This is a genomic window from Kordiimonas sp. UBA4487, assembly GCF_002389025.1.
GTDB classification, from domain to species: domain Bacteria; phylum Pseudomonadota; class Alphaproteobacteria; order Sphingomonadales; family Kordiimonadaceae; genus Kordiimonas; species Kordiimonas lacus.
On record NZ_DGNR01000013.1, the window covers coordinates 195,720 to 214,185 of the forward strand.

Consider the following 18,466-nt stretch of genomic DNA (forward strand, 5'->3'; position numbering starts at 1 on the left):
GCAGGGTGTGGTCAAGCCGCGATCTCACCGATCACGGCAATTTTCACGGGGTTTTCAGAGCAGGTCATGCTTCTTCAGGCCATGGCGGAACTGGTCATAGGTCAGGCCAACATGCTTGGCCGCTGCGCGCTGGTTGAAGCGGTTTTCCGCCAGCGCATGTTCATAAAGTTTGCGCTCAAAGCTCGCGGCTTCCTCACGCAGGTCAAAGGGGCCGTCTGGCAGGCAGGGTGTGGCGGGGTCCGGGGGCGATGCAGCGGGCGCGGGTGCAGCAGTCGCTGGCAGTCGCCGGTTGGTTTTGGCAGGTGGCCGGAAGGGGCTTTCGAACGGATCAAAGGTAATGTCGCATACCGGCTGTTCGCCGTCCCACGCGCGGTAGATAGCGCGTTCCACAACATTCTTCAGCTCGCGGATGTTGCCGGGCCAGTGGTGGTCCATCATGGTTTCGGTCGCTTGTTTGGAAAAGCCAGGGAACACCAGCCATTCCAGCTCGCGCGCCATGGCCATGCCGAAATGTTCGGCCAGCAGCATGATATCTTCCCGTCGTTCCCTGAGCGGCGGCACAGTGATCACGTCAAAGGCCAGGCGGTCCAGCAGGTCATGGCGGAACTCGCCCGCGTCTGCGGCTGCCGGCAGGTCTATGTTGGTGGCGCCGATGACACGCACGTCCACGGTGATGGTGTCCGTGCCGCCGACACGCTCAAACTCACCATATTCGATCACGCGCAGCAGCTTTTCCTGCGCGGCCATGCTCATGGTGCCGATTTCATCCAGAAACAGGCTGCCCTCATCCGCCGCCTCGAACCGGCCTGCGCGGCGGTTGCGCGCGCCGGTGAAGGCGCCGGGTTCATAGCCGAACAGTTCGCTTTCCAGCAGCGTTTCCGCGAGCGCCGCACAGTTCATCTTCTGGAAGGCCTTGTTCCAGCGGTTTGACAGATAGTGCAGGCGCCAGGCGATCAGTTCCTTGCCTGTGCCGCGTTCACCAATCACCAGCATCGGCCGGTCCAGCGGTGCGGCGCGGCTGATCTGGTCCATCATGTCCAGAAAGGCGGGGCTGTCGCCAATGATTTGATCTTGTTTTTTAATCATACGCCAATAGTAAGTGAAAAATACCAAATATTGGTAATTATTTCTGTGTGCCTTGTCGGTTATTCAAGGGGTAAAATTTTTTACCATTATAAAACAATGGCTTAATAATTTTTGAAAAACTGGCACACCCCCTGCAAACAAGGGAGATGTCAGCACAAAAAAAGACTGACACCAAAAAAACAAACACAAGACAGCGAAACAAGAACTAGAGGACGACAACAATGACCAAGATGCTCCACATGATGCCGGTAACGCCCGGGACACGACGCGAGGGGATGGAAGCAGTTGGTGTGATTGCAGGCTTTGGTCTGGTGCGCCATTCAGATGGCCGCTTGCCACAGTCAAGCCGCCGCAGCCGCCGCATGGAACGTCAGCGTCGTCTCAACTAGTTCAACCTGGCCCCGGTTTAACCCCAAAAAGAGGGATGCCGGGGCCGCGACTAACACAGCAACCCGATAATAATAAAAGCGAGGATCGGGGAGCACGTCCCAAAAAATGGCAAAAGCCCGGGACACGTAGCGAGGACATACGAAAGGAAGTATAAAATGGGTATTTTTTCACGCCTGACCGACATCATCAATTCCAACATCAATGCCATCCTGGACAAGGCGGAAGATCCTGAAAAAATCATCCGTATGGTCATCCAGGAAATGGAAGACACGCTGGTTGAGGTTCGGTCCTCCGCCGCCAAGACGATTGCCGACCAGAAAGATCTGGAACGCCGCATCAAGAAGGTGAAGCAGGCAACGACCGACTGGGAAAAGAAAGCCGAACTGGCGATTTCCAAGGGTCGTGACGACCTTGCCAAAGGCGCGCTGATCGAGAAAGCCAAAGTGGCTGACATGGCAGCGCACCTTGAAGAAGAGATGAAGCATCTCTCTGAAGCGCTGGGCCGGAATGAGGAAGATGTCATCAAGCTTGAAGCCAAGCTTCGTGAAGCCCGCGCCAAGAAAGCCAGCATGACCGCGCGTCATAAGTCGGCGTCCAACCAGGTGCGTGTACGCAAGAACCTGTATGACAACCGCATCCAGGACGCGTTCGACCGGTTCGACAAAGTTGACGCCCGTCTTGACCGCCTGGAAGGTGAGGCAGAAGCCATGGCCATTGGTCGCGGCGAGAATCTCGAAGACGCCTTCAAGGAACTTGAAAGCAATGATGAGATCGAACAGGAACTGGCTGCCCTGAAGGCGAAAGCCGCAGGCACGACGAGCGCGAAAGCTCCAGCAAAAAAATCGGCGTCGAAATAATCGGCGCCCAACAAAAACAAGAATGACTAGGGGAACTTAAAATGGACGTTGTACCGATCTTATTGCTCGTGATCGTGGCCCCTCTCTGGATCATCTTTCACTATATCACCAAGTGGAAGCAGATGAAGGGGATCACCGCGGAAGACGAAGCATCGCTGGGTGACCTGCGCACCGCCGCAGACCGCCTGGAAGACCGCCTTCGCACCATGGAACGGATCATGGATGATGAAGTGCCAGACTGGAGGAGCCGCCACCATGACAAATTCTAAAGGACGCCCGACCAAACTCTATAAAGACCCTGTAAAAGGGCGAGTGATGGGTGTATGCGCGGGTATTGCCGACTATTTCGATATCAAGGTTGGCGTCGTACGGTTCCTGGCTTTCTTTGGCATCCTCTTCACCATGCCGTGGCTGCTGATCGGTTACTTCATCCTGGGGATGTCGCTGGACCCAAAGCCTGAAGGTCTCTATGAGGACGAGAACGAGGAAGAGTTCTGGAAGCAGACGCGCAAGAGCCCGGACTATACAGCTGCTGAGCTGCGTCGCCGGTTTCGCGACATTGAGCGCCGCACGTCCGAGATGGAGGCCTACATGACCAGCAAGCGCTTCCGTCTGGAACGGGAACTGAAGGCCCTAGAGGACTAGACTATTCAAGGGACTATTTGTCGAAGCCTTCCCTTCCTAGAGAACTTTCCCTTTCTCCCGAGAGAAGTGCAGAGACAACGGGCAGGTGCTGATCGGGCCTGCCCCTTTTTTATCAAGCCGGATGGTTTAACCTGATGGTAACGAAGAGTGCCTAAAAGGCACCGACCAAAGCCGATGAGCCCGGTAAAGGGCCCCCGTTAAAGGGTAAGGCAGACAGCAAGGACAGTGAGTGACATGAGTGCAATTATCTTTGGTTTGGCCCTTGGGCTGAACGCCACATCGCCCGCGATCGCGAGTGAGATGAACCCCCATATGCTTGCAGCAGACCGCCACTATCAGGAACTGGTGTATCAGCACCGGCCGCTCATTCGCGCCGTACAAGGCAAGTCCGGCGAACTTGCTCTGCGCCAAAGGACCAGGGCCGAGAAACGAGCGGAAGGCGACGCGACAATCGAAGTGCGCTAGTGCCCTTCCTGTTTAATCTTCCTTAAATGTTGCACCCTATCTTAGAGGCCAGTTTTGGGGGCACGTGGGTGCGAGCATATGGTTGAAAGTTTACGCCTTGAAGGGCGTTTCAAGGATTTCTTTGATATCTGGGCTTCTTTCCGGCGAGAGGGGCAGCATGTTCCTGACTGGGAGCAGGTCAGGCCCATGGCGTTTGGCAATTTGCTGCCGGATGTGACGTTGGCACAGAAACATGGCCCTAACGACTATCGCTACAGGCTACTGGGGTCGGGGATTAACGAACGCATGGGGCAGGATCCTGTCGGGGTGGACATATTGTCTTTCCTGGCGTCCGATCATAGACGATACGCAGACGCCTGGCTGGAACTTGCAGCGGCACATCCTTGCGCTTTGCTTCATGAAGCCAGCGTGGAATACCAGAAGGTCCACCACAAGTCCTATCAAGCGCTGAACCTGCCCATCCGCGGGGGCAGTGGTGAGATCGATACCTTTATTTACTATAACCTGATGCAGGCCCCGAAGCTGGGTGAAGACACAGGCGAGCTGATCTCTGTCGGGAAAAAGGCGTTTGTGATCAAGCCGGTTGATATTGGGGCTGGGGTGCCGGACGCACCCAAGCCCTGCTAGCTGGCTTGGTTGAGCCGGGCTTCCTCTTCTTCAAGCGCTTTGGCAAAAGCCTTGCGACCCCACAACAACAGCCCGATGGACAGCGGCGTCGTGATGGCGGCAACAAGTGCCAGCGAGTAATTTAGCAGCATTTCATCGCCGAACAGATGGTCTGTGAAGGCGCCGATCAGCAGAGGGCCAGCACCGTATCCGATGATATTGGTGGCCAGCACATAGAGCGCGATCACCTGACCGCGCATCTGGTTTGGCGTGATGATCTGAAGGGCCGCGAAGGCAATGCCCGACGGCAGGTTGATAAAGATATTTGAGAAGCCCAGCACCCACCAGACAACAGTGGTGTCGGCAATGAATGGTAGCGCGAGAGACGGCACCAGATACATCACAGGGGCCACCAGGAGCGCCCGGATATGGGCATCCTTCTTGCCTTGCGCCAGCCAGCGGTCCGCCAGGAAGCCACCCAGCAACAGCCCTGCAGGGCCGGTAAACAGCGAAATGGTGCCAAAGGTTTTGCCCACATCGGCTGGGTTCATGCCGTGATAGCGGTAAAAGAAAAAGGCCAGGAAGCTGAGCGTACCAAACCCCAGCGCTGCCACACAGGAAACGCCAAGGCAGACACCCGCGTAGGCCCGGCCACGATCCTTCACATGCTTGATCACGTCACGCACCGGAATGCTTTTGCCGCCCTGTGTTGCGCCTTTGCGAATGGGTTCTTTCACCGTCAGCATCATCAGGGTCAACAAAAGGCCGGGAATGCCCACCATCAGGAAGGCCTTCTGCCAGCTGCCCATCATGCCAAAGCCGGGGACTTCCACATCAGGCAAGCTTTCGGCCAGGTCGATCACGGCGCCGCCGACGATAAAGGCGATGGCCGATCCCATCGGGATGCCCATGGAATAGACGCTGAGCGCTGTCGCCAGGCGTTTCTTCGGGAAGCTGTCTGCCAGCAGGCTGTTGGCGGCGGGCGCCAGTGCGGCTTCGCCCACGCCCACGCCCATGCGCATCAGGAACAGCGAGCTGTAGCTGCGCGCCAGTGAGGAGGCCGCGGTCATCAGGCTCCAGAGAAATAGGCCAGCGGCAATCAACAGCCGCCGGCTCTTGCTATCGGCGATGCGGGCACAAAACAGGCCGAAGAAGGTGTAAAAAAGCGCGAAGGCAAAGCCTGTAAGCAGGCCAAATTCAGTATCCGAGATGCCGAAATCCGCCTTGATAGCGGGCCCAAGAAGGCCAAGGATTTGCCGGTCGATGAACGAGAAGGTGTAGATAATCAGCAGCAGGATCACCATATACCAGGCATAGGCCGGGCGTGGATAACCGTCTTGGTTCGGTGACATATGCGCTCCCCTCGCTTTGTGTCGTGTGCTCTTTTTCGGCTTTTGGCCTTTAACTCCCCCGGCCAATCCGATAGACACACTGTCTGTACGCAAGGCATTAGGTCGGTCATTCGGCCTCCCTGTCAAGGCACCGGTGTTTGGATATAGACTATGTCACTTGAAAATACAACGATCGTTGAAATTTTGGATACATTCGAGTTTCTCGATGATTGGGAAGACCGCTATCGCTATGTGATCGACCTGGGGCGCAAGCTGGAGCCACTCGATGAAAGCGAAATGACGGACGAGTATAAAGTGCGTGGTTGCCAGAGCCAGGTGTGGCTGGTGCCTGAAGTGGACGCAGAAGGCCGCATTCAGCTGCGCGGTGACAGCGACGCCCATATCGTGAAGGGCCTCGTGGCGCTGATGCTGCTGATTTATTCAGGCAAGACGGCAGAAGAAATCCTGGCCACCGACGTCAAGGGTATTCTGGACAAGCTCGGTCTTGCGGCGCACCTGTCACCCATGCGGGCCAACGGCCTGTTTTCGATGGTGGAGCGCATTCGGGGCATTGCCGAAGCGGCCTGACCTGGTAGCAGTTTTGTCGCTACAATAGAAAAAGGCCCCGGAATGCCCGGGGCCTTTCTTGTTTGTGCCGGTCGCCTGGGCTTAGCCCACGACCGTATCGTAGATGATCTTGATAAAGATAATGCCGATCGCAGTTGGGCTGACGAAGCGTGCCAGGAAGTACCAGATGCGGAAGGTCTTATCTTCCATCGCCAATTCTTCCATCATTGCTTTGCGGCTGACGAACCAGCCCACGAACAGGGCAGTAAACAAGCCGCCCAGTGGCATGATGATGTTGTTGGTCAGGAAGTCTTTGGCATCCATGATGCTCAGGCCGAAGATGCTGATGCTGGACAGCATGTTGTCACCCTGGCTGTAGGCTGACAGCACGCCAAGCACGCCTGCTGCAACACCCATGGTGATCGCAACCTTGCGGCGGTTCCAGCCGGTCTTTTCTTCAACGTAGGATACCGGAGGTTCCAAAAGCGAAATGGAGCTGGTGATCGCTGCCACGGCCAGCAGACCGAAGAACAACGTGCCGACGACGATACCAAATGGCATCTGACCAAAGGCAATTGGCAGGCTCATGAACACCAGGCCGCCGCCTTCAGCAACATCCAGGCCGTAGGCGAAAACGATCGGGAAGATCGCAAGGCCCGCCATCAGGGCCACGGAGCTGTCTGCTGCGGCAATTGTCAGCGCAGACCTGCCGACATTCACATCGCGCGTCAGGTACGAGCCGTAAGTCATGATAGAGCCAAGCGCCAGCGACAGCGAGAAGAAGCTCTGCCCCAGGGCCTGAAGGACCATATCAAGGCTGAATACTTTAGTGGCACCGCCTGCAGCGATGGCTTCTGGCGAGTTGGCTTTATAGAGCAGTTCGTCAAAGTCCGGATTGAACAGGAAATCCACTGTCTTGGCGAAATCGCCGGTGAACCCGGAATAGACGACCAGTACCAGAAGAATGGCGAACAGAGCCGGCATCAGGTAGGTCACCGCTTTTTCAAGGCCGCCCTGCACACCCTTGGCCACGATGAAGATGGTGATGCCCATGAAGGCGAAGTGTGACACCAGCGTCATGACAGGATTTGAAATGTAGCTTACAAACGTGTCTTGGGCTGTCTGGGCATCAATGTTGCTGAAAGCACCCATTGCTGACTTGACCATATAGGCCAATGTCCAGCCACCGACGACCGAGTAGAAGCTGATCACGATAAAGGCGCCGACAACGCCAGACCAGCCAATCAGCCCCCAAAGCGGGCTGCGCTTCTCTTCTTGTGCGATCTTTTTCATCGACCCAATCGGAGACAGTTGCCCACGCCGCCCAAGCGAAAGCTCTGCCACCAGCATTGGTGTACCGATAAAGAAAACAAAAAGCAGATAGACCATCACGAAGGCGCCGCCGCCCCCCTGGCCTGCTTCATATGGAAATTTCCAGATATTGCCCAACCCGACGGCGCTACCGACGGCGGCCATGATAAAGGCCCAGCGTGATGACCAATGAGCGTGTTGCGCTGCTCCAGCCATAAGTCCCTCTCCCCAGATTACTGTGTTTTATTACGCAGGATCACGACCCATGCGTAAATTGGGCGCCATCATAGAAAGAAGGCGCCCCAGAGGCTAGCGGAATCTTTGGTGGCCGGAGAAGTCCGTAAACCAAGGCTTATGGCGCCGTATCGAGCACCGCGCAATAGTCGCCATTGCTTTTGACCTGCTGGCACAGGCGCCGCGCGTCTTCCCGCTCGTCCAGGCGCACGCCAAGGCGCACAACACCCCCGGAAACATTCACTTCCCATTGGTCGATATAGCCTTTCAGGGAGGTGAACTTGGCTTCAAGCGTTGGCTTGTTTGCCTGGGCGGACTGATAGGTCTTGTAGGATTCCAGGTGGGCGAACCAGCGTCCTAGTGGAGACGTGGAAGCTGGCCGGTAAACTGTCATGGGCGTGCTGGAAAAGCCGCTGGACGGCCTGACGGCACTGATGCTGCTGCCATCAAGGGTGGGCAGGCCTTCGTGCAGGGTCTGAGGCCGTGTTGCCGCAACGTCGAGGGACCGGAGGTCCTGCGCGATCACGGCCAGGCGGCGGGCTGCTTCGCCAGACACAGTGCCGTTCGCGAACACTTCGCTGCCGCAATCCAGATAGACAGGATCGGTCGCGCCTGAGGTCATCAGGGACGCATAGATTTTTCGGGCCGAAACGGGGTGGCCGCTTTTCTCCATCGCCAGCGCAGTGAAGAAACGGTCCACGGGCCCCGACAGGGGCTCGGCGGTCAGCATGGTAACCGCGTCGGCGGCGCGGCCTTCACACAGCGCGTTGGCTACCTGGTTTGGTGCGCGCTTGGCGCCGGCCGTTGGCTTGGGCCCTGACGGCCCGCTGGAGCAAGCCGCGACAAGCAGAAGGGACAGCGCGAAGCCTGCGCCTTTTGCGGTGATGGACATGCCGGATTTACTGAGTTTGCGCATCGAGGATAATCCGGTTGTCGCGCGGCTGGACCGGGCGGTTGTTGGTCCCCACAATGCCCTGAATCAGCTTGATCTGGTCGGCGGAAAACTCAATCGGCGTTTTCAGCACATACCAGTTTACGCCGGGCGTGCAGGGTGGGTGGCTCAGGAACCCCATATAGCGGTAATAGTCTTTTTCCTGGGGCATGAAGTCCCGCGCGTTGATCTTCACATTCGGCAGGTTGATGCCCTGGCCTGGCTCAATCGGCAGGTTGGGCAGCAGTTCTTCTGCGGCCTGATTGGCCCTGCCTTCCCTCACTAGAACCGACACAATGGCCATTTCCCCATTCAGCGCCTGGTGGGTGAACTGGATTTCCATCGGGAAGGTCTGCTCCAGAACCTGGTGTTCTGCAGGGGTATGAAAATGAAATTCCTTCAGGATGAAAACCTTGGGTCCAACCCGCAGGAGGCTGCCTTGCTCATAGTTCTGCTGTACGGTGTTGGCGGCATTCTGTGTGGCAACCGGTGTCACATTATAGAGCGTCTCCAGCCGGTGCATCACGGCCGGCTCGGTGCCGGAAATAACGATGGGTGACTGCATGCCCGCGCCGCATGCCGGCGCGACTGTGGACCAGGCGTCAGGCCCATCGCTGCCACCATAGCTCCAGTTTTCGCCAAAGCTCATGCTCTGCTGAAGCGCGGACGCAGCTGTCGCGGTGCCGATGATGGCCATTGTGGCAGCCAACGCGTGTTTTCGGATCATCTACCCCTCCTGGTGCGGCATTGGGCGGCGAACAATCAACAGGCCACCCTTTGTGTGCCGATCTTGGCCCTAGGCTACTATGGGGAGCGCGCTATTAAAAGCCTGTAATTTCATCTAGTTCCCGGACAAATTGGTCCAGCCTTTCAGGCATGGCGGCTTCAGGAACGTTGGCGAAGCCGAACAGCAGGCCCTTTTGTGCCGTGGCATGATTATAGGTGCCTGAAAGCGGCACGGCCCCCAGACCGCTGCGGTGCGCCGCTTTTGCCAGGCTCGTGTCATCCAGCTGTGCAAGCCTGTCGCCGGCGAGCCCAACTATATGCAGCCCGGCGTCGGTGGGCACCAGGGTGAAGTAGCGGCAAAGGCCCGCGCTTGCCGCATCAAAGAAGCACTGCAGCCGCGACTTGTGGATGGCGCGTAGCCGTCTGAGGTGGCGGGCAAAATGACCGTCAGCAATGAAGCGCTCCAGGATCATCTGGTCGCTGAGCGGCGGGAAGCTCTCTGTTTTCTCCCGGTGGCGGATCACTTTGGCGGCAATGTCGCGCGGCAGGATCAGATAACCGATCCTCAGCGACAGGAACAGCGATTTGGAAAAGCTGCCGCCATAGACCACCCGGCTGCCGCCATCCAGTCCCTGCAGGGACTGAACAGGCCGCCCGCCATAGCGGAACTCGCTGTCATAATCGTCCTCGATGATGAGGGCGTCATGCTCGCGTGCCCACTCCAGCAGCTCAAGCCGACGGCTGATCGGCATGGTGGACCCCAGCGGATAATGTCGGCTGGGTGTCACCAGCAGCATACCGGGCACGCCGTGGGTGTCTGATGGCACAATGGCCCCGCTGTCGTCAACGCCAGTGAAGGCAACCGTATGGGGCAGATGTTCCGCCGTCCTGAGGATACCGGGATAGCCGGGGTCTTCCAGAATCAGGGTGCGGTCGTGCGGTACGACACTTTCGGCGACAAACTTCAGGCCCTGCTGAAGGCCCGACGTGATCATGATCTGGTCTGCATCCGCCACCACGCCGCGCGCGGCCTGCAGATAGTCTGCAATGGCCTGCCGAAGCGGTCGGTATCCCGCCGGGTCATTGTGCTGAAGCTGCTGTTCGCTTGCGTGGCGCCATACGCGGCCAGCGATGCGGGCCCACAGCGCGAATGGGAACTGGTCCAGGGCCGGCATGCCGGAAAGGGGCCGGATTGTTCGTTCCGGGGGCGCTGCTGCCTTCTGGTTGGCGCCGTTCCCTACAGTCAAATAATGGTCAGGCAGGTCACTGCTGACAAAGGTGCCTGCACCCACGCGGCTTTCCAGGTAGCCTTCCGCCATCAGTTGGTCATAGGCTGCCAGCACCGTGTTGCGCGACAGCGCCAGGCGGCTGGCCATGGCGCGGCTTGCGGGCAGGCGGTCCCCCGCATGCAGGTGGCCGTTCAGGATGGCGTCCTGCAGAAGGAGCATCAGCTGCTCGTTCAGTGGTTTGTCGCTCTCCGGGTTTAGGCCGGGTGTCAGCAGGGTTTCCACCATTCGGTCGGTACGGCGGCGGGCGTTGGCGCCAGTCATAATTGGACCCTTTAAAAAATACGAATTGGACCTTCTGGTGGGATCAATAGTATCGCAAGCTGCGGCCATGTCCAGTGCTGAGGCTGGCAGAGTTCAGAGAAAAAGACATGACCGAGTTCACGATTAACGAGCGAAACCGGGTAAAGCGTGGCCACAAGCGCGCCTGCTATGATGAGGAAACCGTATACGGCATCCTCGACAGTCACTTCCTGTGCCATGTGGCGTATGAAGTGGACGGCCAACCACAGATTATTCCCACCAGCTATTGGCGTGAAGGCAACCGGCTCTATTGGCACGGTGCCTCGAAAAGCCGCATGATCCGGGAGGTGACAAGCGGCAAGGAAGCGTGTGTGAGCGTGGCCCATCTGGATGGCCTTGTGCTGGCGCGGTCGGCTTTCAACACAAGTGCCAATTACCGGTCCGTCATCTGTTATGGCCGCCCGGAGCTGGTGACCGACACCGCAGAGTTTGACCGCCAGATGGAACTGTTTTTCGAGCAGCTTGCCCCCGGCCGCTGGTCGCAGCTGAGGCCGATCACGGGCCAGGAACGCAAGGCAACGGCGCTGGTGGTGATGGAAATCACGGACGCCGCTGCCAAGGTACGCGACGGCGGCCCGGGTGACGGCGATACGGAGGACGTGGATTGGCCTGTCTGGTCCGGGCACATTCCGCTGACGACACAGCAGCGTGGGCCCGTGGGCGCGCCTGAAGGTGTGCGCGCGGCGCTCAATCACCGGCTGATGCCGGGTTATGACTGGAACAATAGGTAGGACAATTTGATGCTGGATATCAGGCCAAACTGCGAACAGTGCGACAAGGACCTGGCGCCAGACGCCACCGACGCCATGATCTGTTCCTATGAGTGCACTTTCTGCGCGGACTGCGTGGAAAGTGTGCTGGAAAACGTTTGCCCCAACTGTGGTGGCGGCTTTGTGTCGCGCCCCGTTCGCCCGGCGACCGAATGGCGGGCCGGGGTGTCGCGCAACCGGCAGAAGCCTAGCGACAAGCGGGTTCTGAAACCGGTGGACGGTCACGCCCACAAGGCCTACGCACAGACCATTAAATCCATTCCCCCAGAAAAGAGATAAGCCCATGGACGGTATGACCAAACCAAGCCTCAAGGATTGGACCGGGTGTAAGGTGCCAGGTGACGCGGTGCTTTCAGGCACCTATGCAAGGCTGGAACCGCTGGACTGGGCCCAGCACCGGGATGGGCTGTATGCGGCCGTCGCGGGTGAGGCGAACCGGAACTTGTGGGACTATATGCCCGTCGGCCCGTTTGAAGACGGCGCAGAGGCTTTTGAAAACTCGCTTGAGGCCATTCGTCAGCTTGGCGGCTGGCGCACCATGGTGATCCGCGATAAAGCCACTTTGGAAATCCTTGGCATGGCCAGCTATATGCGTATTCGCGAAGCCTTCGGCAGCGCCGAGGTGGGCTGTGTGGCCTTTGGTGAAAAGCTCAAGCGCACGCGCATTGCCAGCGAGGCCATTTACCTGATGGCGGCCTATGTGTTTGATGACCTGGGCTACCGGAGGTTCGAATGGAAGTGCGATGACGCCAACGCCGCCAGCATGCGCGCCGCCACCCGCTTTGGATTTTCTTATGAAGGCACGTTCCGACAGGACATGGTGGTCAAGGGCCGCAACCGCGACAGCGCCTGGTATTCCATGCTGGACAGTGAATGGCCGGGCCTGAAGGCGGCCTTCCGCGCCTGGCTGGCACAGGAGAATTTCACTGCGGCCGGTACACAGAAAGCGTCGCTCGAAAGCTACCGTGAGGGGCTTTAGGCCCCCCTTGCCTGGAACGGCCAATTCCCTTGATGTCTCTTCTGCTGTGGCCTACCATTGATGGTCTCGGGGGAGAGGAGGCATGAGGTCTGTCCTTGCGCATTATCATAGGTTCGGCCTGTTTGGGCCTGTTCATATCCGGCGCTTGCGCGGCTGATCCGCTCCGGATATTCGGCACCGAACTGCGCGGCGTATTTGAGCCAGACGGCACGGGCCCCTACCATGAAGCCTTCGAATTGCTGACCGACGGCTATGACCAACCGGTAGAGCTGAAAATGGCGCCGCTGAAGCGGGCGGAAAACCAGTTCGTACAGCGGGGCAGTGATTGTCTGTTCGCGGGCTCTGCTGTGGCTGGCTACTATGAGCCCTTCGGACTTTCCGGAAAGCAGCTTCTGGTGTCGGACCCGATCTTTACCTTCAAAATGAAGCTCTATGGGCCCAAAGGGGCGGACCCGATTGAGGAATTCGAAAGCCTCAAGGGTAAGATGATTGCTATCGACACCGGCGTTGGCAACGTGCCTTTCATTGCTGAACAGATGGGGCATCCTGCCGATCTGGTGCTGCCCAGCCGAACCCTGCAGCAAGGATTTCAGCTTCTCGATATCGGGCGTGTTGCCGCGTTGGTGGCGGTTGATCTGGACGTGCGGTTCCTGCAGGCGCGTGAGCCCGGTTACCTTGGGTATCCCGTGTCGCGAGATTTGAGCGTGTTGGAGAGCAAGGATGTGGTTGTGTGCCATAAGGGGCCGCAAACAGAAGCTTTTATCGCCCACATCAACCGGTCTGCCCGCGCGCTGAATTGCGGGCGCACACTTGAAGCGCTGCTGGACCGCTATCTGGTTGGCCTGACACCCCAATGATGCTCTGAAAAAAAGAAACCCGAGCGGGGCCAGTGGGCCGCACTCGGGATACAGGCGCTGAGGTAAGCCTGAATGGGAGGTTCAGCTTTCTCAGGAGGGGTTCTGTTATAGTTATGTCTGCGGTGTTTCGTTGGTGGCGCTTTTGAAGTGCCAGTGTATGGTTTCATCCTTTGACAAAAGTTGTTGGGTGGTCGCTCAAGGCTTTCTTATCCTGCGAAGGCGCACGCCCATGGCCACGCCAATACCGCCGATGATGGCCACGAGGCCCAGAAGCTCAACCGGCGAGGGCACTTCGCCCAGCACCAGGAACGACAGCACCACGGCGACAACCGGGATCAAGGCATTCAGTGTCGCTGCCCGGCTGGTCCCCAGATAGCCAACGGCCTTGTTGAAAAGCACCAGTGCCAGGATGGCGGAGACAACGCCCTGCCACAGGCCCTGTGTAAGGATCGTCTCGCGCGCCACGCCCGTGATGCCGTCGGCCAGGCCGAACACACTGCCGATCGCCACCAAGAGAAGAGACAGCACAGAGACCCGCGCCGCAATCACAAGCCCGTTGGTGGGCCACTGGCGTACAAAGAAGGTATAGCCCGCCCACATCAGGCCGCCCGCCATAAACAGGAGGTCACCCTTGAGGGAAGGAACCATGCCGCCGCCTGCCAGGCAGACAAGCCCGGTGATGATGGCCGCGGCGCCAAGGGCCCGGGTGCGGGTGATTTTCTCCCCGAACCAGATGTGCGCCAGCACGAGGCTGGTCACCAGCATGGTGCCGGGTATGATCACCCCGCCGTGGCCAGCGGGCGCATGTTCAAACGCGCTTGAGACCACAAGGCTATAGGGGAAGCCTGCGCCCAGCATCATCACCAGCGCCTGGCCCCATTCCTTCAGGCCCGGGTTGCCACGAAAAGCAAAAGGCAGCAGCAAGGGGCCAGCCACGGCGAACCTGAGCAGAACAAGCTGAAAGGGGGTGAGCGCATCGGCATTGACGCCAATGGACGTCACGACCGGCCAGGTGCCCCAGATGAAAGCTGCCGACAGGCCGCAAACAATACCAACAAGGGGGGCTGGCGGTACAGGGAGGGCGCCAAGCGCAGGGGCACGCTGAATATGATCGGTCATCTTTCTATCCTGCTGTCGGTTTCTTGTTTTGAATAATATGGGGCCAGTGGCACGTTTATTCTTCGCAAATTTTACAGTTTGATGATAAAGTTCTTCGTAATTTTGAAAAAAATCGCGGAAAAAATACGCAAATGGCTGAAATTGACAATTTTGACATCAAAATCCTCAATGAGCTTCAGGATAACAGCCGCCAGACATCAGAAGTGATTGCCGAAAAGGTCGGCCTGTCACCTGCGGCAACCCAGCGGCGCATCAAGAAGCTGCGGGAGGACGGTACTATCAAGAAAGAGGTCGCCATTCTGTGTCCTAAATCACTCGGCGGCCGGACCACATTGATCGTGCAGGTGGTCTTCTCCTGTGGGGGTGAGGCAACCATCGAGACTTTCAAGCAGCAGATGGCAAGCGTGCCTGAGGTGCAGCAGTGTTACTATGTGACCGGGCAGACGGATTTTGTACTGATCATGACAGTGAAGGACATGAAGGATTTCGACCGCATCACGCGCGAATATCTATTCTCCAACCCGTCCATTGGCCGATTTGAGACCATAGTCGCGATCGATACTTTCAAGGAAGGCTTCAAGATTCCCCTTGAGGTGGCCTGAGGACAAGTTAACCTATCGGCTTAATAGTGTTCACGATGGGGGTATCATGGCAGGCGGATTTCTATGTCAGAATGAAGAATGTCGTCAGTGGCTAAAGCCCAACTTTGATTTCAGAGAAAATAGGCATCAGGCGGTGACCTGTTCTGCTTGCGGTCGGGAATATGACCAGGAAGCTGCGGCCCTTGAAGTGGAAAAAGAAACCAGCGGCAGGGCGCTGCGGTTGGGTGGTGCCGAACATGAAATTAAAGCTGACAGCCAGTTTGGGTGGGCTGTCATATGGATTTGGGGTTCTTTTCTGGGTACCCTTGCAGTGATCATCGCGCTGGCGATGCTGGTCCTCTAGGGGCCTTAAGCGCTCACTTTCGCGCCAGCAGGTCTGTCAGCATCTCGAACTGGGTATCGCGCTCCTCTTTCGTGGGGCGTTCGCGAGAAAGCTGGTCTCCAAGCTGGAAGTAGTAGAGTAGATGGGCGCGGAAATGGGCGTCGGCCTTAGGTAGGCCCGTCTCGGCAAACGAGGCTTCAACAAGCCGCAGCCGGGCTGTGTCAACTATCGCAACCGCGTCGGCTGCGGGTTTGTGGTCATAAGCCCATACCCGCATGGCCACGTCATGTTCGATATCCTTATCCCTGATCCGTTCGATGATGGCTCGGATGCGCGCCAGCCCGGTTGGCGCGCCCGCATCTGATTCCAGCGCTTTGGCGTGCCCCAGCTGGTCTTCCGTCCAATGACTGATCATGGACTGCAGCAGGTCGGCCTGATCCTTGAAATGCCAATAGAAGCTGCCGCGGGTGATCTTCAGCCGCTTGGCCAGCCGGTCAACTTTGACCGCACGAATGCCTTCCTCGAACAAGGCGGTCATCCCGGCCTTGATCCAGTCCTCGCGCCCCAGATCTTTGCGTTCTGTTTCCATACAGTACTGTATTGACAAGCTAGGTTAATAATGTCAACACAATACAGTGCTGTATGGAGTCATATTTTGGCAGGGAGGGACCTGATGGATTTTGCAGCTGTAAATTGGGCGTATGTGGGCTTTCCGGTGATGATCATCTCATTTGGTGTGTTTGTCTTTTACGCCCTGAAGCGGCAGTGGGACTGGCGTGCGTTACTGGTTGGGCTGGTGCACCTGCCGGTGGCCTTCATTCACGCTGCCGCGCCGTTTCGCGGGTCACTCGACCCTAATTATGTGGGCTATAACGGTGGTCTCGTGCATGCCGACAAGGGGTTCGAGGTGTTGGTGTTTGCCAGTTTCGTGCTGGTTGGTGCAACGGCATGTGCAGCCATTGCGGTGCAGAACCGGAATGACCTGAGGAACGCTTTTATCGCCATGTTCGACGGCTTCATCTTGCTGATTTTCGCAACACCGATTATCGCCGACCTGCTCGCGGGCAGGTTCACCGAAAGCCGTATCGAGTTTGGCGAATATCTGCAGTTTGGCGGCTTCAGCGCCTTCCTGTTCGAATTCATGCTGGTGGCAGCGCCCTATGCGTTTGGGCTTTGGTGGTCGCTTGGCAAGCTGAAACAAATGCAGAGGCAGGCCTAGGCGTTTTTGTCCTTGAGGCGGTCGTAGGCGCTTTGAATCTGGTGGAAGCGCTCTGCCGCTGCCGGGTCGCCGGGGTTGGCATCGGGGTGATAGATTTTGGCAAGCTTGCGATACTGTTTCTTCAGCTCGTCCTGCCCCGCACCGGGGTCAAGCTCGAGAGCGTCATAGGCGGCATTTTCCGTGCTGGTGAAGCCGTCATCATCAATGGCGCCGCCCCACTCGAAGGTGCGGGCGCTAGAGAAGGCATCGGATGATTCGCTGCCGTCATTCATATGGCGCTGGGCTTCTTCGTCGCTCATGCCCTGGAAGAAGTCCCAGTTGCGGTTATATTCAGCCGCATGCGGGCGGCAGAAGTACCAGCGTTCAGGTGAACCGGGTGACTTGGGCGCCGGATGAGCGCCCTTTTCCGCGCAGCCGGAATAGTCGCACATGCGCACGGGCTCCGCGTCCTTGTCGCGGCCATATTCGCCCCAGCGGGGGAACCCAAAACTTTTGATATAGTCGTTCGCCATGCGCTCAGTGTAACTCAACTTGGACCATTTTTCTGCAACGAACCGCCTCGAACCGGGTTGGCGACAAGGGCGGTGACTGGCTGATATACTGCATGATGCAGCGATCGTCCAGCCAGAGGCCAAACTTCCTCAATTGTTGATGCGCCAGGGCGGGTAGCGTCGGCTGGGGCCTGCGTGATAGAGGCACAGGCGGTTACCCGCAGGGTCGGTCAGGTAGGCTTCGCGCCACAGCCAGCGCTGATCCTTCGGTTGGGTGTCAAAGGCAATGCCTTGAGCCTCCAGCCGCGCCACTTCGGCGTCCACATCTGGCACCTCGAAATAGACCAGCCCGCTGCCGGTGTTGGTCCGGTCGGCGTCCACCTTGTGCAGCGAGAAGGTGGTATTGCCGCTGGGTAATTCGAACCGGGCATAGTGATCGGCAGAATGAACAATCAGCCGGAGCCCCAGGGTTTTGTAGAATTCGATACTGGCGTTCAGGTCAGTGGCGCCGAGCGTAACTTGATTGAGATCCATCGCGCTGTCCTTTTTATAAATTAATTTATTTAGAAAATAAGGATAGTTTCAAAATCTGCAAGGCTGTACCGGCTTTTTTTTCGCGCTTTACTAAAGCGTTAGCCTATGGACCCGTCCTCCGGTGCGCGCTAGCATGCGCGAAAATGTCAGCGAGGATAAGAACATGCGCACATTTGCAGAAATTCTTGAAATAGCGGCGGACCGTAGAGGCAGCGTCGAGATCGTGGAAGGCATGCTGCCGGAAATCAAGACACCCGAGGAGCTGTACGGCATCCCGGAAGACCGCATCCTGGCGGGCATGACCAAAGCCGTATTCCAGGCGGGTTTCAGCTGGAAGGTGATCGATAACAAATGGCCGGGGTTCGAGGAAGCCTTCGAGGGCTTTGTGCCTGTTCGCTGGAAATTCATGTCCGATGACGACCTGGACAGCCTGATCAAGGATACCCGCATTGTCAGGAACGGTCCCAAGATTTTGACTGTGCGCGACAATGCCATCCTGGTGTGTGATCTTGAGGACGAATATGGCTCTGCCGCCAAATGCATCGCCGACTGGCCGGCTGAGGATTTTGTCGGGCTTCTGGAGATGCTCAAGAAACGCGGCGGTCGTTTGGGCGGTATGACAGGGCAGATTTTCCTGCGCTATCTGGGCCGTGACGGCTGGGCGCTGTCGCAGGATGTGGTGGCTGCCCTGATCCGGGAAGGCGTTGTGGACAAGGCCCCGACCGGCAAGGGCGCCATGCGGGCGGTGCAGGCGGCCTTCAACGACTGGGCGGAGGAAAGCGGCCGCCCATTCGCGCATATATCCCGCATCCTTTCCTACACTGTCGGCTGACAC

25 protein-coding genes are annotated in these 18,466 nt (G+C 57.8%); 15 read left to right on the plus strand and 10 right to left on the minus strand.

Translation table 11 applies throughout. The annotated features are described in order from the left end of the window. Positions 1 to 54: 54 nt before the first annotated feature. The gene (gene pspF / locus B3Z17_RS12415) at positions 55 to 1,086 is read right to left on the minus strand and encodes a phage shock protein operon transcriptional activator (protein ID WP_286830050.1); all 1,032 of its coding nucleotides are present in this window, start codon (positions 1,084 to 1,086) and stop codon (positions 55 to 57) included. A gap of 221 nt (positions 1,087 to 1,307) precedes the next feature. On the opposite strand from pspF, the gene B3Z17_RS12420 reads away from it, so the two are divergent. The 6 genes from B3Z17_RS12420 (at position 1,308) to B3Z17_RS12445 (ending at position 4,070) form a co-directional block, all read left to right on the plus strand. Then, the gene (locus B3Z17_RS12420; protein WP_286830051.1) at positions 1,308 to 1,475 is read left to right on the plus strand and encodes a hypothetical protein; all 168 of its coding nucleotides are present in this window, start codon (positions 1,308 to 1,310) and stop codon (positions 1,473 to 1,475) included. Between the two features lie 156 nt (positions 1,476 to 1,631). Beyond that, positions 1,632 to 2,333, plus strand: coding sequence for a phage shock protein PspA (pspA, locus tag B3Z17_RS12425; RefSeq protein WP_068301160.1), 702 nt, complete (start codon positions 1,632 to 1,634; stop codon positions 2,331 to 2,333). 41 nt (positions 2,334 to 2,374) lie between these two features. Further along, on the plus strand, positions 2,375 to 2,602 hold the full coding sequence (gene pspB / locus B3Z17_RS12430) for an envelope stress response membrane protein PspB (protein WP_074519526.1): 228 nt from the start codon (positions 2,375 to 2,377) through the stop codon (positions 2,600 to 2,602). Next, a complete protein-coding gene (gene pspC / locus B3Z17_RS12435; RefSeq protein ID WP_074519525.1) occupies positions 2,589 to 2,978 on the plus strand; it encodes an envelope stress response membrane protein PspC in 390 nt (129 codons plus the stop codon). The genes pspB and pspC overlap by 14 nt, the downstream gene beginning before the upstream one ends. A 234-nt stretch (positions 2,979 to 3,212) precedes the next feature. After that, positions 3,213 to 3,443, plus strand: coding sequence for a hypothetical protein (locus tag B3Z17_RS12440; RefSeq protein WP_286830052.1), 231 nt, complete (start codon positions 3,213 to 3,215; stop codon positions 3,441 to 3,443). 78 nt (positions 3,444 to 3,521) lie between these two features. Continuing rightward, positions 3,522 to 4,070: a PAS domain-containing protein gene (locus tag B3Z17_RS12445; protein WP_286830053.1), complete on the plus strand. Its 549-nt coding sequence runs from the start codon at positions 3,522 to 3,524 to the stop codon at positions 4,068 to 4,070. Here B3Z17_RS12445 and B3Z17_RS12450 read toward each other — a convergent pair. Further along, positions 4,067 to 5,401 (minus strand): spinster family MFS transporter, encoded by a 1,335-nt coding sequence (locus B3Z17_RS12450; RefSeq protein ID WP_286830054.1) that lies wholly within the window; start codon positions 5,399 to 5,401, stop codon positions 4,067 to 4,069. The two genes, B3Z17_RS12445 and B3Z17_RS12450, sit on opposite strands and share 4 nt — an antisense overlap. Positions 5,402 to 5,551: 150 nt before the next feature. Between B3Z17_RS12450 and B3Z17_RS12455 the strand changes: the two genes are divergently transcribed. Further along, positions 5,552 to 5,968, plus strand: coding sequence for a SufE family protein (locus B3Z17_RS12455; protein WP_068301147.1), 417 nt, complete (start codon positions 5,552 to 5,554; stop codon positions 5,966 to 5,968). A gap of 81 nt (positions 5,969 to 6,049) precedes the next feature. Here the strand turns inward: B3Z17_RS12455 and B3Z17_RS12460 are convergent, their stop codons facing one another. The 4 genes from B3Z17_RS12460 to B3Z17_RS12475 all read right to left on the minus strand — a co-directional run bounded on the left by B3Z17_RS12460 (position 6,050) and on the right by B3Z17_RS12475 (position 10,699). Next, the gene (locus B3Z17_RS12460; protein ID WP_286830055.1) at positions 6,050 to 7,474 is read right to left on the minus strand and encodes a sodium-dependent transporter; all 1,425 of its coding nucleotides are present in this window, start codon (positions 7,472 to 7,474) and stop codon (positions 6,050 to 6,052) included. 136 nt (positions 7,475 to 7,610) lie between these two features. Beyond that, positions 7,611 to 8,408, minus strand: coding sequence for a hypothetical protein (locus tag B3Z17_RS12465; protein WP_068301145.1), 798 nt, complete (start codon positions 8,406 to 8,408; stop codon positions 7,611 to 7,613). After that, a complete protein-coding gene (locus tag B3Z17_RS12470; protein ID WP_286830056.1) occupies positions 8,392 to 9,150 on the minus strand; it encodes a carbonic anhydrase in 759 nt (252 codons plus the stop codon). The genes B3Z17_RS12465 and B3Z17_RS12470 overlap by 17 nt, the downstream gene beginning before the upstream one ends. 94 nt (positions 9,151 to 9,244) lie before the next feature. Beyond that, positions 9,245 to 10,699: a PLP-dependent aminotransferase family protein gene (locus B3Z17_RS12475; protein WP_286830057.1), complete on the minus strand. Its 1,455-nt coding sequence runs from the start codon at positions 10,697 to 10,699 to the stop codon at positions 9,245 to 9,247. 107 nt (positions 10,700 to 10,806) lie between these two features. On the opposite strand from B3Z17_RS12475, the gene B3Z17_RS12480 reads away from it, so the two are divergent. From B3Z17_RS12480 to B3Z17_RS12495, 4 genes are all read left to right on the plus strand, one after another. Beyond that, positions 10,807 to 11,469, plus strand: a complete 663-nt coding sequence (locus B3Z17_RS12480) for a pyridoxamine 5'-phosphate oxidase family protein (protein WP_286830058.1) — start codon at positions 10,807 to 10,809, stop codon at positions 11,467 to 11,469. Positions 11,470 to 11,475: 6 nt separating this feature from the next. Continuing rightward, positions 11,476 to 11,787 carry a DUF1272 domain-containing protein gene (locus B3Z17_RS12485; RefSeq protein ID WP_349680325.1) on the plus strand — a complete coding sequence of 104 codons (312 nt, stop codon included), beginning with the start codon at positions 11,476 to 11,478 and terminating at the stop codon, positions 11,785 to 11,787. Between the two features lie 4 nt (positions 11,788 to 11,791). After that, a complete protein-coding gene (locus B3Z17_RS12490; protein ID WP_286830060.1) occupies positions 11,792 to 12,487 on the plus strand; it encodes a GNAT family N-acetyltransferase in 696 nt (231 codons plus the stop codon). 95 nt (positions 12,488 to 12,582) lie between these two features. After that, positions 12,583 to 13,344 (plus strand): transporter substrate-binding domain-containing protein, encoded by a 762-nt coding sequence (locus tag B3Z17_RS12495; RefSeq protein WP_286830061.1) that lies wholly within the window; start codon positions 12,583 to 12,585, stop codon positions 13,342 to 13,344. Positions 13,345 to 13,539: 195 nt separating this feature from the next. Here the strand turns inward: B3Z17_RS12495 and B3Z17_RS12500 are convergent, their stop codons facing one another. Next, complete coding sequence (locus tag B3Z17_RS12500; RefSeq protein ID WP_068301130.1) at positions 13,540 to 14,463, minus strand: DMT family transporter; 924 nt, start codon at positions 14,461 to 14,463, stop codon at positions 13,540 to 13,542. A gap of 131 nt (positions 14,464 to 14,594) precedes the next feature. Between B3Z17_RS12500 and B3Z17_RS12505 the strand changes: the two genes are divergently transcribed. Beyond that, the gene (locus tag B3Z17_RS12505; RefSeq protein ID WP_286830062.1) at positions 14,595 to 15,065 is read left to right on the plus strand and encodes an Lrp/AsnC family transcriptional regulator; all 471 of its coding nucleotides are present in this window, start codon (positions 14,595 to 14,597) and stop codon (positions 15,063 to 15,065) included. Positions 15,066 to 15,198: 133 nt separating this feature from the next. Next, the gene (locus tag B3Z17_RS12510; protein ID WP_286830063.1) at positions 15,199 to 15,408 is read left to right on the plus strand and encodes a hypothetical protein; all 210 of its coding nucleotides are present in this window, start codon (positions 15,199 to 15,201) and stop codon (positions 15,406 to 15,408) included. A 13-nt stretch (positions 15,409 to 15,421) separates the two neighbouring features. Here the strand turns inward: B3Z17_RS12510 and B3Z17_RS12515 are convergent, their stop codons facing one another. Next, positions 15,422 to 15,976, minus strand: a complete 555-nt coding sequence (locus tag B3Z17_RS12515) for a TetR/AcrR family transcriptional regulator (protein WP_286830064.1) — start codon at positions 15,974 to 15,976, stop codon at positions 15,422 to 15,424. A gap of 84 nt (positions 15,977 to 16,060) precedes the next feature. On the opposite strand from B3Z17_RS12515, the gene B3Z17_RS12520 reads away from it, so the two are divergent. Then, complete coding sequence (locus B3Z17_RS12520) at positions 16,061 to 16,606, plus strand: hypothetical protein (protein WP_286830065.1); 546 nt, start codon at positions 16,061 to 16,063, stop codon at positions 16,604 to 16,606. On the opposite strand, the gene B3Z17_RS12525 is transcribed toward B3Z17_RS12520, so the two are convergent. After that, positions 16,603 to 17,136 (minus strand): J domain-containing protein, encoded by a 534-nt coding sequence (locus tag B3Z17_RS12525; protein WP_286830066.1) that lies wholly within the window; start codon positions 17,134 to 17,136, stop codon positions 16,603 to 16,605. The genes B3Z17_RS12520 and B3Z17_RS12525 overlap by 4 nt on opposite strands. 111 nt (positions 17,137 to 17,247) lie before the next feature. Continuing rightward, positions 17,248 to 17,631 (minus strand): VOC family protein, encoded by a 384-nt coding sequence (locus B3Z17_RS12530; RefSeq protein ID WP_286830067.1) that lies wholly within the window; start codon positions 17,629 to 17,631, stop codon positions 17,248 to 17,250. A 163-nt stretch (positions 17,632 to 17,794) separates the two neighbouring features. Between B3Z17_RS12530 and B3Z17_RS12535 the strand changes: the two genes are divergently transcribed. Further along, positions 17,795 to 18,463 (plus strand): DNA-3-methyladenine glycosylase I, encoded by a 669-nt coding sequence (locus B3Z17_RS12535; RefSeq protein WP_286830068.1) that lies wholly within the window; start codon positions 17,795 to 17,797, stop codon positions 18,461 to 18,463. Positions 18,464 to 18,466: the final 3 nt, after the last annotated feature.

Coding starts and splice junctions, on each gene's coding strand:
- pspF (WP_286830050.1), bottom strand. CDS start 1,086: ATGATTAAAAAACAAGATCAAATCATTGGCGACAGCCCCGCCTTTCTG.
- B3Z17_RS12420 (WP_286830051.1), top strand. CDS start 1,308: ATGACCAAGATGCTCCACATGATGCCGGTAACGCCCGGGACACGACGC.
- pspA (WP_068301160.1), top strand. CDS start 1,632: ATGGGTATTTTTTCACGCCTGACCGACATCATCAATTCCAACATCAAT.
- pspB (WP_074519526.1), top strand. CDS start 2,375: ATGGACGTTGTACCGATCTTATTGCTCGTGATCGTGGCCCCTCTCTGG.
- pspC (WP_074519525.1), top strand. CDS start 2,589: ATGACAAATTCTAAAGGACGCCCGACCAAACTCTATAAAGACCCTGTA.
- B3Z17_RS12440 (WP_286830052.1), top strand. CDS start 3,213: ATGAGTGCAATTATCTTTGGTTTGGCCCTTGGGCTGAACGCCACATCG.
- B3Z17_RS12445 (WP_286830053.1), top strand. CDS start 3,522: ATGGTTGAAAGTTTACGCCTTGAAGGGCGTTTCAAGGATTTCTTTGAT.
- B3Z17_RS12450 (WP_286830054.1), bottom strand. CDS start 5,401: ATGTCACCGAACCAAGACGGTTATCCACGCCCGGCCTATGCCTGGTAT.
- B3Z17_RS12455 (WP_068301147.1), top strand. CDS start 5,552: ATGTCACTTGAAAATACAACGATCGTTGAAATTTTGGATACATTCGAG.
- B3Z17_RS12460 (WP_286830055.1), bottom strand. CDS start 7,474: ATGGCTGGAGCAGCGCAACACGCTCATTGGTCATCACGCTGGGCCTTT.
- B3Z17_RS12465 (WP_068301145.1), bottom strand. CDS start 8,408: ATGCGCAAACTCAGTAAATCCGGCATGTCCATCACCGCAAAAGGCGCA.
- B3Z17_RS12470 (WP_286830056.1), bottom strand. CDS start 9,150: ATGATCCGAAAACACGCGTTGGCTGCCACAATGGCCATCATCGGCACC.
- B3Z17_RS12475 (WP_286830057.1), bottom strand. CDS start 10,699: ATGACTGGCGCCAACGCCCGCCGCCGTACCGACCGAATGGTGGAAACC.
- B3Z17_RS12480 (WP_286830058.1), top strand. CDS start 10,807: ATGACCGAGTTCACGATTAACGAGCGAAACCGGGTAAAGCGTGGCCAC.
- B3Z17_RS12490 (WP_286830060.1), top strand. CDS start 11,792: ATGGACGGTATGACCAAACCAAGCCTCAAGGATTGGACCGGGTGTAAG.
- B3Z17_RS12500 (WP_068301130.1), bottom strand. CDS start 14,463: ATGACCGATCATATTCAGCGTGCCCCTGCGCTTGGCGCCCTCCCTGTA.
- B3Z17_RS12505 (WP_286830062.1), top strand. CDS start 14,595: ATGGCTGAAATTGACAATTTTGACATCAAAATCCTCAATGAGCTTCAG.
- B3Z17_RS12515 (WP_286830064.1), bottom strand. CDS start 15,976: ATGGAAACAGAACGCAAAGATCTGGGGCGCGAGGACTGGATCAAGGCC.
- B3Z17_RS12520 (WP_286830065.1), top strand. CDS start 16,061: ATGGATTTTGCAGCTGTAAATTGGGCGTATGTGGGCTTTCCGGTGATG.
- B3Z17_RS12530 (WP_286830067.1), bottom strand. CDS start 17,631: ATGGATCTCAATCAAGTTACGCTCGGCGCCACTGACCTGAACGCCAGT.
- B3Z17_RS12535 (WP_286830068.1), top strand. CDS start 17,795: ATGCGCACATTTGCAGAAATTCTTGAAATAGCGGCGGACCGTAGAGGC.